The sequence below is a fragment of the Gluconobacter potus genome (assembly GCF_015244705.1).
Lineage (GTDB): Bacteria > Pseudomonadota > Alphaproteobacteria > Acetobacterales > Acetobacteraceae > Gluconobacter > Gluconobacter potus.
In genome coordinates this window covers 152,654-164,218 of the sequence record NZ_JABCQF010000001.1, presented here as the reverse complement: position 1 = coordinate 164,218, position 11,565 = coordinate 152,654, and the positions used below count along the sequence as shown (strand labels likewise).

The following is an 11,565-nucleotide window of genomic DNA, read 5'->3' as shown; positions in this document are numbered from 1 at the left end:
ATTCGTGGTTCGATGTTATCCCGTTATAATATCGCTGAGCGCTCCCAGATAGGATGCCAGGTCAACTTTCAGGGGCATCAGATAGGCATTGTCGTTTTTCCTGCGGATAACATCCAGTATCCGGCGCGCAAAAGCGATGTTGCCCTCCAGCGTTCCGTCATAGTCGCGGGGGAATACCACATGGTTAACGCGCTCCCAGTAACGGCGGGATTTATCGCCCAGAACGGGAGAAATGCCCCAGAACACCGTGTCGTCCCGCAGCCAGTCCATGCAGTATTCGAGCATCGGAATGTCAAACAGCGGCTGCGTGAAGAACCCGCAGGCCCCGGCGTCGCGCTTGCGGGCGATATCCTCGAGTTCCTGATACGGGGCGCGGCGATAGGGGTCGAACACCGCATAGACCTTCAGATGCGGCGCTTCACGACGGTAGCGCTCGATGATCTGGGCGGATGTGTTGGGATAGACCTTCCAGTCACTTCCGGCCGGCGGAGGATCCCCGGCGACCACAAGGATGGACGTCAGCTCCGGACGGTCCGCACCCGGCAGCGGTGCGCCCGGCGCGATATCGACGGCGCGGATATGCGGTATGACCTCGAACGGCGCCTGTTTTGTGATCAGCGAAGCGGCGTCGTAGCTGCGCAGGTCGAAGCGCATCAGATCCGGAACATTCAGCGTGCTGACCTGCGGCAGAACGTCGCGGACGGTCTGCACATCCGTCAGCAGGGCCTCGGGGGAGCGCGGAACCAGCTCGACCGAAACGCGGGTCATGAAGACGCGTCCACGACCGCCTGCGTCGCACGGGCGGCCTGAAGCGTGTTGTGCAGCAGGCAGGCGATCGTCATCGGACCAACACCACCCGGAACCGGCGTGATGTGACCGGCGATCGGGAGCGCCTCGTCGAATGCCACGTCACCCACCAGGCGGGTCTTACCGTTCTCGGCCGGGACGCGGGTAATGCCGACATCGATCACGGTCGCACCCGGTTTGATCCAGTCGCCGCGGACCAGACCGCTCTTGCCCGTCGCCACGACCAGAATGTCCGCTTCCCGGGCCAGTTCCTTCGTGTTGCGCGTATGGATATGCGCGACCGTGACCGTGCAGTTCTCCTTGAGCAGGAGCTGCGCCATCGGCTTGCCCACAAGGTTGGACGCGCCGATCACCACGGCGTGCATGCCGGTCATGTCCTTGTGCACGGACTGGAGCAGCATCAGGCAGCCCAGCGGGGTGCAGGGTACGATCCCGTCGATCCCGAGCGACAGGCGTCCGGCATTGACCTCGCCCAGACCGTCCACATCCTTGTGCGGGGCAATGGCGTTCGTCACTGCAACCGGATCGATCTGGGCGGGGAGCGGAAGCTGCACCAGAATGCCGTGGATTTTCGGGTTGGCGTTGAGCTGGGCGATCAGGTCCAGCAGTTCGTCCTGCGACGTGCTCTGCGGGAGCATGTGCATGAAGGAGCGCATGCCCACGCGATGGGTCTGGATCGCCTTGTTTTTCACATAGACTTCAGAGGCCGGATCATTGCCCACCAGAACGACGGCAAGGCCCGGAATGGTATTGCCCTGCTCGACGAACTTTGCCACTTCGCGGCCCACCTGATCGGTCAGGGCGCGGGCAATGCCTTTGCCGTCAATGATCTTCGCCGGTTCGGAAGGCTTCTCAGGGGACAACATGCTCATGGGCACTCCGGATGACAACTGGCAGTCATTTCAGTTACGCTGACGAACAGGCCGTGACGGCCGCAGGAACTGAGGATGGTCTCGTGACCGACGAAATACGCAAGAACTTCGCCAGTGACAATGTTTCCCCCGCCTGCCCCGCCGTGATGGAGGCCATGATGCGCGCCAATGAAGGCAGCGTCGGATCCTATGGCGATGATATCCTCAGCCGATCCCTGAATGCGCGGTTCGGCGAGGTCTTCGAGGCAGAAGTCGCGGTTTTCCCCGTCGTGACGGGGACTGCGGCCAACAGTCTGGCGCTCTCCGCGCTCGTGGCGCCCTATGGCGCGGTGCTGTGCGACCAGAGCGCGCATATCAGCAATGACGAGGGCGGGGCGCCGGAATTCTTCATGCATGGCGCCAAGCTCGTCACGCTGCCTTCCGCCGATGGCCGGATGAGCCCTGAGGCCCTGCGGACGGGTCTGCGGGCCAATGCGCAGGGCGGGATTCTCAAGCCCCCTATCCAGGCGCTGTCCCTGACGCAGGCGACCGAATGGGGCACGGTCTATGCCCTGAAGGATCTGGCGGCGCTGTGCGGCATCGCCCATGAGCAGGACCTGCCCGTGCATCTGGACGGCTCGCGGCTGAGCAACGCCATCGCGCATCTGGGCTGCACCCCGGCGGAAGCGACATGGAAGGCCGGGATCGATGTCCTGTCTTTTGGAGGGACTAAATGCGGAGCGCTGGCGGCGGAAGCGGTCGTGTTCTTCGTCAATGAGCGCACGCGCCCGGCGCTGAAGGATTTCGAGCGGCGCATCAAGCGCAGCGGCCATCTGTGGTCCAAGGCGCGGTTCCTGAGCGCACAGCTTCTGGCCCTGCTGGAAGACGGGCTATGGCTGAAGAACAGCGCGCATGCCAATGCCATGGCGCAGCGGATCGTCGAGGGTCTGCGCCGTCATGCCGGAGCGCAGCTTCCGTTCGAGACGCAGGGCAACGAGGTCTTCGTCATCCTGCCGGACCTTCTCGTCAAGGACCTGGAAGCCGCGGGCTACGCCTTCTATCGCTGGCCGACGCCCGAGGGTGTGTCAGGCACGCTCATCCGCCTTGTGCCAAGTTTTTACACCCGCGAGCAGGACGTTGACGCACTGCTTGCAGAGATTGCCGCCTGAATGATCAGCCTGTTCAACCTGTTCAAAATCGGTATCGGTCCGTCTTCTTCGCACACTGTCGGCCCCATGCGCGCTGCAGCACGTTTCGCAGACACCCTGCCCCATGCGGCGGATGTGGCGCGTCTGCGCGTCACGCTTTACGGCTCGCTCGCCTGGACGGCGCGGGGCCATGCGACGGACCGCGCCGTCATTCTAGGGCTGGCAGGAGAAAAGCCCGACACGATGGACCCGATGCTGGCGGACAGCATCGTGACCTCCGTGAACCAGACGCATCTGATCCCGTTCAGAGGACATCCCACGTCCTTCGATCCGGAAACAGACATCGTCCTCGATACGAAGACCATCCCGCCGGTTCATCCCAACACGCTCCAGTTCGAGGCGTTCGATGCCGAAGACCGCCTGCTGGCCTGTGCGCGGTTCTGTTCGGTGGGTGGCGGGTTCATCGTCCCCGAACAGGCGACCGAAACCGCGACCTATGCCCAGCCCGACATGCCATATGACTTCACCAGCGGCGCGGAACTCCTGACCCGCACGCAGGAAACGGGGCTCGATATCGCGGGTGTGGTTCTGGCCAATGAGAGCGTGCTGCGCCCGCGCGCCGAGGTCGAGGCGTATCTGGACCGGATCGTCTCCGTGATGATGGACTGCGTGGAGGCCGGGCTGCACCGTTCCGGCACACTGCCGGGGCGGCTGAACGTACGCCGGCGGGCTGCTGCGCTATACGAACGGCTTCAGGAACAGAGCCGCAGCAACCAGCCCTCCGCGCATGGGATCATGGACTGGATCAGCCTGTTCGCCATTGCCGTGAATGAAGAAAACGCCGCTGGCGGGCGCGTCGTTACGGCACCGACCAATGGGGCTGCGGGCGTGATCCCGGCCGTACTGCGCTATTACCGCGAGTTCTGCCCCGAATATTCGCTCGACGGGCAGCGCCGGTTCCTGCTGACAGCCGCAGCCATTGGCGGACTGTTCAAGCTGAATGCGTCGATTTCAGGCGCGGAAGTCGGCTGTCAGGGCGAAGTCGGCGTTGCATCTTCAATGGCCGCTGCCGGACTTGCTGCGGCTTTGGATGCCACGCCGCTTCAGGTGGAAAACGCGGCCGAGATCGGGATGGAGCACCATCTGGGCATGACCTGCGACCCGGTGGCCGGACTGGTGCAGATCCCGTGCATTGAGCGCAATGCCTTCGGGGCGATCAAGGCCGTCAATGCAGCGTCCCTCGCCATGCACGGCGATGGCGCGCATCATGTGTCGCTCGATCAGGTCATTCGCACGATGGCCGAAACGGGCCGCGACATGAACCACCGCTACAAGGAAACATCACTCGGCGGTCTGGCAGTCAATTTTCCCGAATGTTGAGGGCGCTCAGGCCGCAATCATGAACTGGGCGATGGCATCGGCCGCACGCTGGGACGCCCCCAGAAGCGGCTCGCCAAAGGTTTCGCGAAACAGCTTTTCCTGCGCCGGGCGATAGAACGCATGACGCTCCTGTGCGCGGGCGATGGCGGGCATGAGATCGTCGAGATCCTCCACCACCTCCCCGAGCGTCCAGTGCAGGAAATACGGATCGTCCTGCCAGGGGAGCTTTCGCGGATTCAGAAAGACGCAGGGGCGCGGGATAGCCAGGAACTCGTAAACCTGACTGCTGACGTCGCCGATATAGAGCGCGGCCTGGGACGTGTAGGTCATGTCCAGCATGGCGGACGACCCTGTATCGACCAGTACTTCCGGACTGCGCTGGCGTTTGAGCTGACGCTCGCGGATGCCGAAGCCCCTGTGGAAGGTCTTGATATGGGGGGCCACTACAAGATTGTAGTCGCTCTGGGCCTTGAAGCCCCGGATCAGCGGCATCATCCAGCCTGAGGCCGAGGTCAGTTTGCGCTGGTAGTGCGGATTGTACAGCGCGAACGGCCGTCCATTGGCGAATGAGACCGTGTTTTCCCGCTGCACGGCCTCGAACACGTCGAATTTCGGATAGCCGACAACCCGGGTGGTCTCCGGACGCAGCAGACCCCTATCCTGAAAATAGCTCTCAACTTTCGGACCGGGCACGAGCGTCAGATCGAACTCGCGCACCAGATGCTCGTCATTGACGTAGCGGTCTCCGGCCCCGTGCATGAGCAGGATGAGTTTCGGGCCGGCAAGCCCCATCTCCTTCAGGACACCGCCCGTGTATTCCGTCGCCACCACCGCATCGTACTGGTTCAGCTCGGCAATGTTCTCGCGCAGCACCACGAGGCGCTCCTGATCGAGGCGTCTTGCGCGCTTCAGTAGACGGGCCTTGAGAGACTTTGGAAAAGCCTTCAGCGGTGGAGCCGGAACGTCCAGCGCCTGGCGGATGCGGGAGAGATGCTCTACCGTTTCCGGAAAGCTGTAATACTCCACCACGTCATGACCGGGAATTGCGGCAAGGGCACTGGCGACCGAAGCCGTGTGGTAGCACTGATACGGTTCAGCGATGTAGATGAAGGCGATTTTCATGGCTGATGAGATGCGTCCTGCCTGAAAAAACAGGCTGAAACCTGCATTTTTTCGTGGTGTGGCCTTCAGGAAAAAACGGATCGCTGCCAGATCCCGTCTGCAGGAACCCTGGCAACGAGATGTGTAATAATTTCTTCATAATCCCTGACCGTTCGCTGTCAAGAAGCATCCGCCTTCCGCAACATTCCTCTGTGGGACGGACACGCAGCATGGACAGTTTCGGGGCTTTGTGGTCAGTAAGGCCCGCATGTCCGGCGAGCGCTCCGTTTTCAGATCCATTTTCCGAAACGTCAGCGTGCTCACCCTCGGCCGCATCGCCAATGCGCTGTGCAGCTTCATCTATATCGCCCTGGCTGTCCGGGCGCTGGGCCTGTCCGATTTCGGGTTGCTGATCCTGATCCATTCGCTGGCCTCGACCAGTTCGGTCCTGTCGCGGATGCAGTCCTGGCAGACGCTGATCCGTTTCGGCAGCGAGAGCTTCGGCAATGGCGATACGGACCTTCTGCACCGGGTGATCCATTTCTGCATCCGCCTCGACACGCTCTCGGCCGCGTTCGCCATCATGTTCGGCCTGGTGGGCGTGCAGATCTACGGACACACCGCACACTGGTCCGCCCATGTCCGGCTTCTGGCAGACCTGTATGTCTTCGTCAGCCCGCTGATGTATTCAGGCTGGGCGAACGGCATCCTGCGGATGGCGGGGAAATTCCATCTCGTCCCGATCATCGACAGCTGTGCGGCCCTTGCGAAGACGTTCGGCGTCCTGCTGGGCTATGTGCTGCATCTCAAGCTCGGATATTTCCTGTTCGTCTGGGCAATGACGATCGTCATCGATTACGGCTTCTACATCCATTACGCGCTGGATATCCTGCGCCGGAAATTCCAGTTCCGGTATTTCCGGGCCTTCCGGCACTGGCGCTGGCAGCTTCCGGGCATGTGGCAGTTCACGCGCGCCGCCAGCGTCAACCAGACGCTGGGCAACATGTCCGGCCATGTCGCAACCCTACTGGTCGGCAACGGTCTGGGCCCGGCCGAGGCAGCCGTGTTCCGCGTCTGCCGCCAGATCGCCGACGGGATCGTCACCCCCGCGCAGCTCATCTCTCCGGTCCTTTATCCCGAACTGGTCCGGATGCGGGACCGGCAGGACTGGCGCGGCCTCAAGCGCGTGACCTGGAAGATGTTCGGCGTTCTGAGCGGGCTTTCAGTCGCGCTTCTGCTGCTCTCGGCGTTCTTTGGCTCGACGATTTTCCGCTTCCTACTGCATGTCCATGTGCATCACACGTCGCTTTATATTTCCATCATGCTGCTAGCGGCGGTGTTCAGCCTGCTGGTCATCCCACTGGAGCCGCTGCTGATCGTCGTAGGGCATGTGAAGTTCCTCATGACCAACCGCACGGCCATCATGGCGGTCTATTTCCCCGCGCTTTACGTCCTGACCCGGCATTTCGGGCTGGCGGGCGCCTGTCTGTCGACGGCGGCGTGTAATGCGACGATCCTGCTCTCGCAGATGCTGGGCGTGTGGTTCTTCTATGACCGGATTGGCAAGACGGAGCGCTGAATTCCAGGCTGGGATCAGTGCGGGAGATGCCCGGCATGGGAGGCATGATGGAAGACGGCATAACCCGTCACCGCCGCTTCCACGAAAATCAATTCCAGAGCGAGCAGGATCTTTTTGCGTGTTGAGAGCGCCCTGAAACGGGTCTTGATCTTCGCATCATCTCCGGTCGCGGCCCATGCAATCGCACAGAGCCGCCGGCGACCGTAGCCAGATCCATTGCGTGACATCCCATTCCATCCGGAACGATGAACATATTCCGGATTCGATATGGAATACAAACATGAAAAAGGCGGGAAGGTCTGACCCTTCCCGCCTTTCAGGACTGCTGCCCGGACGCCTGACTTACTGGCCGTCGTCGGAGCTGTCGTCGTCCGAACCATTCGGGGAGACGGCGACGAAGAGCTGCTGTCCGTCACGCAGGATCCGCAGGAGCGGCGGCTGCTTGCGGCCCAGCGCCTCATGCACCTGCGCCACAACGGCCTTGGGCGACGGCGTGACGTGGTTGCCGACCGCCACGATGATGTCGCCCGGACGGATACCGGACTGATCGGCCGGGGAGCCCTGCACGACATCGGCCACGACTGCACCCTGCACGCTGTCATCGAGACCCAGTTCCTGACGCGCCCGCGGTGTCAGCGATGCCAGGGACACGCCCAGCTTGCCCGCACCGGACTGCGAACTGTCAGTGGCATCACCCGAGGAATGATCCTGGGCGGACAGGTTGCCGACCGTGAAGTTCACCGTCATCGGCTTGCTGTCACGCAGCAGTCCCAGCGTCGCAGCGGTTCCCGGTGCGATGGAGACGACCTTCACCGCCAGATCGTGACCATTCTTGATCGGCTTGCCGTTCAGTGTGGTGACAACGTCGCCGCTCTTGATACCCGCCTTCTCGGCCGGACTGCCCTTGGAGACGGAAGCCACCAGCGTTCCACGCGGCGGAGCACCCGGTTCCGGGGACTGGAGGTTCAGAGCCTGCGCCATGGTCGGCGAGATGTCCTGCCCTTCAATACCAAGATAGCCGCGCGTGACATGGCCGGTCTTTTCAAGCTGGCTCACGACGGATTTCACAGTGTCGGACGGGATCGCAAAACCAATGCCGATCGACCCACCACCATTGGGCGAGATGATCATGGAGTTGATGCCCACGACCTTGCCGTCCTGTGTGAACAGCGGACCACCGGAGTTACCGTGATTGATCGGCGCATCGACCTGGATGAAGTCGTTATAGGCGCCGGAATGCAGGTCACGCCCCAGCGCGGAAACGATACCCGCCGTCACCGTGCCGCCCAGACCGTAGGGATTGCCAACGGCGATGACCCACTCACCCGGCTGGACCTCATCGGAATCGCCCAGTTCGATGAACGGCAGCTTGCCGGTCGGCTTGACGCGCAGCAGGGCAACATCCGTCTTCGGGTCGCGGCCGATGATCTTGGCGGGCAGCGTCGTGCCGTCATCGAGCGTGACCGTGACCTTGGTCGCACCGTTCACGACATGGTTGTTCGTTACGACATAGCCGTCAGACGAGATGATGAACCCCGAGCCGCGGGCCTCGACCGTGCGGTTGGGCTGCTGCTGCGGCATCATCTGGAACGGGAATGGAAACGGGAACGGCATGCCGCCACCCTGTCCGCCGCCACCGCCGCCCGGACCGTTTTCCTCCTCATCGGCCACATCCGCCTTGATGTGGGACGTGATGGAGACGACGGCCGGCTTCACCTGTTTGACGAGATTGACGAAGTTGGGAAGCGTCTGAACGCCCGTCTGCGGCTTGATGGCTCCGCTGGCGGCTGTCGTGGCACCGGCCTGGGGGGCGGCCGAGGGCGTGTCCGCGAAAGCGAACGGCGCCGAAACCAGCATGGTGGTGGCAGCAAGGGCGGAGAGGGACGCGCGAAAACGTGAGGTCATGTCAATCCCGACTGGTTACGAAAACATCATGGCTATAGCGTTGAACTATGGACCCCGTTCCCGTTCCGCAAGCTGACCGGCGTGTGAAACATCCGTAAGTTCATGACGGACTGTGAATTCAGGCGTCCGGAAGGCTCTTCTGCGACGCGACGCGCAGCCTGCGGAAAAACGCTTTCAGCATCTCCGATGCCTCCCGCTCGCACACGCCACCGATCACTTCAGGACGGTGCAGACAGGACGGACGCTCAAAAATACGTGGCCCATGTTCCACGCCGCCACCCTTGGGATCATAGGCCCCGAACACGACACGCCCGATCCGGAAATGCACAATCGCCGCCGCACACATCGGGCATGGCTCCAGTGTCACGACCAGCGTGCAGTCCGTCAGGCGCGGGCTTTTCAATCGCGCGGCCGCCTCGCGCATGGCCAGAAGTTCGGCATGGGCGGAAGCGTCATGTGCCCCTTCCACATGATTGCGCGCAACCGCCAGAACGCTTCCGTCCGGCGCGAGCACGACCGCGCCCACCGGCACTTCACCACACGATGCCGCCTCGCGTGCGGCCTGCAACGCGGTCTGCATGGCCGGGCCGATATCCGTCTGAATCCTTGTCTCACCCTGAATCATGATGCGATGATGCAGCGCATGACCCTTCCCCGTCCATCCCCTTCGCGCCGCGCCCCCCTGATCGGTCTGACGCTGGATCATGAAGCCGGTGGGCCGGGGCAGTTCTCGCGTTATCCGTTCCACGCGCTGCGGGAAAATTACCTGACGGCCGTGAGCGATGCGGGCGGGATGCCGGTCTGTCTGGGCTATGACTGCGATGCCGAAGCCCTGATGGCGCGGCTGGACGGGCTGATCGTCACGGGGGGCGCGTTTGACGTCGATCCGGCGCTGTATGGTGAGGCACCCCATCCGCTGACCAGCCCTCGCCCGGCCCGGACGTCCGCCGAACTGGCGCTCCTGCGGGCTGCACTGGCGCAGGGCAAGCCGGTGCTGGGCATCTGCGGCGGGATGCAGCTTCTGGCCGTGGAAGCCGGCGGCACGCTGATCCAGCATCTGCCGGAAGAGCAACCGGGGGACCTGCAACACGAACAGCCCAACCCGCGCCACGAACCGGGACATGACGTCGAAATCGTTCCCGGCACGAAACTTGCGCAGATCGTGGGAACGGACCGTATGGCGGTGAACTCCTCGCATCATCAGGCCGTGCGCGACCCCGGAGCGGCCAGAATCTGCGCCCGCGCACCGGATGGAACGATCGAGGCCATCGAGCTTGAAGGCCCCGGTTTTGCCATTGGCGTGCAGTGGCATCCCGAATTCTCCCTCGACCCCGGCGACCGTCGCCTGTATGCGGCGCTTGTGGAGACTGCACGATGACCGACGACAATACCGAAAACACCGCCCCCGAGATGGAAACCTCCGGCCCGAAAGGCGAGCGCATCGCCAAGGCACTGGCCCGCGCCGGCGTGGCCAGCCGCCGCGATATCGAACGCATGATCGAGGATGGCCGCATCAAGCTGGGCGGACAGATCGTCACGCATCCGGCGACCTTCGTGCAGCCGGGCGACATCGTGCTGGTGGACGGCAAGCCCGTGGACTCCCCCGAGCGCACGCGCCTGTGGCGGTATCACAAGCCCGATGGCCTGATGACGACGCACAAGGACCCGCAGGGCCGCCAGACCGTGTTCGACACGCTGCCTGAGGGCATGCCGCGCGTTATCAGTGTCGGGCGTCTGGACATCAATTCCGAAGGTCTGCTGCTGTTGACCAATGACGGCGAACTGGCCCGCCGCCTTGAGCTACCGGGCAATTCCTGGGTTCGCCGTTACCGCGTGCGCGTCTTCGGTGTCGTGGACGAGAAGCGTCTGGCCTCGCTGATCGACGGTTTTGAATATGAAGGCGTGCGCTACGGCTCCATCGAGGCCGCGCTGGACTCCACAAAAGGCGACAATTCCTGGCTGACGGTCAGTCTGCGCGAAGGCAAGAACCGCGAAATCCGGCGCGTCATGGAAGGGCTGAATCTGCATGTCAGCCGCCTGATCCGCCTGTCCTACGGGCCGTTCCAGCTTGGTTCGCTGAAAGCGCGCGAGCTTGAGGAAGTGCCGGGCAAGACGCTGCGTGAACAGGTGCCGGACCTTCCCGCGCCGAAGCGTCACCGGACGCGCTGATCCATGCGGATTGTTGGAGGAGACAACAAGGGCCGCGCCCTGACCGCGCCGTCCGGAACCAGCACGCGCCCTACATCGGACCGCACGCGACAGGCGATTTTCGACATGCTCGCCCATGCGCCCTGGTACGGGCAGGACGAGCTGGAACAGGCCCTCGTGCTGGACTGCTATGCCGGAACCGGCGCACTGGGCCTCGAAGCCCTGTCGCGTGGGGCCCAGAAAGCCGCCTTCATCGAACGCGACCGGAACGCGCTGGCGGCCCTGCGTGCCAATCTGGACATCTGCAAGGCCCGGGACCGCTCCCGTGTCCTGAGTTGCAGCGTCACGCATCCGCCCAAAGCCAGCGAACCGTACACGCTGGTTTTTCTGGACCCGCCCTATGGCAAGGGGCTGGTCGAGTCGGGTCTGCGGGCGCTGGCGCGGACCGGCTGGCTGGCGGAAGGCGCGCTGATCGTGGCCGAGACGGGGGCCACAGAAGAATTCACGCCCATCGTGCCACCTTCCGAACACTTTATGCCCACATTGACGCCAGAAATCCTCTGCGAGCGTCGTTTCGGCGCCGCGAAGGTGACGATCTGGAAGCATTCCTCCACTTTTCCTTAATTTTCCCTCTGTATTCAGTACC

12 protein-coding genes are annotated in these 11,565 nt (G+C 62.9%); 6 read left to right on the top strand and 6 right to left on the bottom strand.

What is annotated here, in order from left to right; translation table 11 throughout:
- Positions 1-15: 15 nt before the first annotated feature.
- Together HKD31_RS00775 and folD are read right to left on the bottom strand one after the other, a co-directional pair.
- Positions 16-768 carry a methylenetetrahydrofolate reductase gene (locus HKD31_RS00775; RefSeq protein ID WP_194263960.1) on the bottom strand — a complete coding sequence of 251 codons (753 nt, stop codon included), beginning with the start codon at positions 766-768 and terminating at the stop codon, positions 16-18.
- Positions 765-1,679 carry a bifunctional methylenetetrahydrofolate dehydrogenase/methenyltetrahydrofolate cyclohydrolase FolD gene (folD, locus tag HKD31_RS00770; RefSeq protein ID WP_194263961.1) on the bottom strand — a complete coding sequence of 305 codons (915 nt, stop codon included), beginning with the start codon at positions 1,677-1,679 and terminating at the stop codon, positions 765-767. Before folD ends, HKD31_RS00775 begins: the two co-directional genes overlap by 4 nt.
- Positions 1,680-1,762: 83 nt before the next feature.
- On the opposite strand from folD, the gene HKD31_RS00765 reads away from it, so the two are divergent.
- Complete coding sequence (locus HKD31_RS00765) at positions 1,763-2,827, top strand: threonine aldolase family protein (protein ID WP_338085507.1); 1,065 nt, start codon at positions 1,763-1,765, stop codon at positions 2,825-2,827.
- Complete coding sequence (locus tag HKD31_RS00760; RefSeq protein ID WP_194263963.1) at positions 2,828-4,186, top strand: L-serine ammonia-lyase; 1,359 nt, start codon at positions 2,828-2,830, stop codon at positions 4,184-4,186.
- Between the two features lie 6 nt (positions 4,187-4,192).
- Here the strand turns inward: HKD31_RS00760 and HKD31_RS00755 are convergent, their stop codons facing one another.
- Positions 4,193-5,308, bottom strand: a complete 1,116-nt coding sequence (locus tag HKD31_RS00755; protein ID WP_194263964.1) for a CDP-glycerol glycerophosphotransferase family protein — start codon at positions 5,306-5,308, stop codon at positions 4,193-4,195.
- Between the two features lie 295 nt (positions 5,309-5,603).
- Between HKD31_RS00755 and HKD31_RS00750 the strand changes: the two genes are divergently transcribed.
- Positions 5,604-6,866, top strand: a complete 1,263-nt coding sequence (locus tag HKD31_RS00750) for a lipopolysaccharide biosynthesis protein (RefSeq protein ID WP_338085506.1) — start codon at positions 5,604-5,606, stop codon at positions 6,864-6,866.
- 14 nt (positions 6,867-6,880) lie between these two features.
- On the opposite strand, the gene HKD31_RS00745 is transcribed toward HKD31_RS00750, so the two are convergent.
- From HKD31_RS00745 to HKD31_RS00735, 3 genes are all read right to left on the bottom strand, one after another.
- Entirely contained in the window at positions 6,881-7,093 is a 213-nt protein-coding gene (locus HKD31_RS00745) for a hypothetical protein (RefSeq protein ID WP_194263965.1), read from the bottom strand.
- A gap of 115 nt (positions 7,094-7,208) precedes the next feature.
- Entirely contained in the window at positions 7,209-8,771 is a 1,563-nt protein-coding gene (locus tag HKD31_RS00740; RefSeq protein ID WP_194263966.1) for a Do family serine endopeptidase, read from the bottom strand.
- Positions 8,772-8,889: 118 nt separating this feature from the next.
- A complete protein-coding gene (locus HKD31_RS00735; RefSeq protein WP_255520117.1) occupies positions 8,890-9,351 on the bottom strand; it encodes a nucleoside deaminase in 462 nt (153 codons plus the stop codon).
- A 51-nt stretch (positions 9,352-9,402) separates the two neighbouring features.
- Here HKD31_RS00735 and HKD31_RS00730 point away from each other — a divergent pair, with 51 nt between their 5' ends.
- From HKD31_RS00730 to rsmD, 3 genes are read left to right on the top strand one after another with little or no spacing between them, the layout of a single operon-like run.
- The gene (locus HKD31_RS00730) at positions 9,403-10,149 is read left to right on the top strand and encodes a gamma-glutamyl-gamma-aminobutyrate hydrolase family protein (RefSeq protein ID WP_194263968.1); all 747 of its coding nucleotides are present in this window, start codon (positions 9,403-9,405) and stop codon (positions 10,147-10,149) included.
- Positions 10,146-10,940 carry a pseudouridine synthase gene (locus HKD31_RS00725; RefSeq protein WP_062496960.1) on the top strand — a complete coding sequence of 265 codons (795 nt, stop codon included), beginning with the start codon at positions 10,146-10,148 and terminating at the stop codon, positions 10,938-10,940. Before HKD31_RS00730 ends, HKD31_RS00725 begins: the two co-directional genes overlap by 4 nt.
- A gap of 3 nt (positions 10,941-10,943) precedes the next feature.
- Complete coding sequence (rsmD, locus tag HKD31_RS00720) at positions 10,944-11,543, top strand: 16S rRNA (guanine(966)-N(2))-methyltransferase RsmD (RefSeq protein ID WP_194263969.1); 600 nt, start codon at positions 10,944-10,946, stop codon at positions 11,541-11,543.
- Positions 11,544-11,565 lie beyond the last annotated feature (22 nt).

What these genes read in the sequence shown, in the direction of transcription:
- HKD31_RS00745 (WP_194263965.1), bottom strand. Translation starts at nt 7,093, where the DNA reads ATGTCACGCAATGGATCTGGCTACGGTCGCCGGCGGCTCTGTGCGATT.
- folD (WP_194263961.1), bottom strand. Translation starts at nt 1,679, where the DNA reads ATGAGCATGTTGTCCCCTGAGAAGCCTTCCGAACCGGCGAAGATCATT.
- HKD31_RS00760 (WP_194263963.1), top strand. Translation starts at nt 2,828, where the DNA reads ATGATCAGCCTGTTCAACCTGTTCAAAATCGGTATCGGTCCGTCTTCT.
- HKD31_RS00730 (WP_194263968.1), top strand. Translation starts at nt 9,403, where the DNA reads ATGATGCAGCGCATGACCCTTCCCCGTCCATCCCCTTCGCGCCGCGCC.
- HKD31_RS00775 (WP_194263960.1), bottom strand. Translation starts at nt 768, where the DNA reads ATGACCCGCGTTTCGGTCGAGCTGGTTCCGCGCTCCCCCGAGGCCCTG.
- rsmD (WP_194263969.1), top strand. Translation starts at nt 10,944, where the DNA reads ATGCGGATTGTTGGAGGAGACAACAAGGGCCGCGCCCTGACCGCGCCG.
- HKD31_RS00755 (WP_194263964.1), bottom strand. Translation starts at nt 5,308, where the DNA reads ATGAAAATCGCCTTCATCTACATCGCTGAACCGTATCAGTGCTACCAC.
- HKD31_RS00740 (WP_194263966.1), bottom strand. Translation starts at nt 8,771, where the DNA reads ATGACCTCACGTTTTCGCGCGTCCCTCTCCGCCCTTGCTGCCACCACC.
- HKD31_RS00735 (WP_255520117.1), bottom strand. Translation starts at nt 9,351, where the DNA reads ATGCAGACCGCGTTGCAGGCCGCACGCGAGGCGGCATCGTGTGGTGAA.
- HKD31_RS00725 (WP_062496960.1), top strand. Translation starts at nt 10,146, where the DNA reads ATGACCGACGACAATACCGAAAACACCGCCCCCGAGATGGAAACCTCC.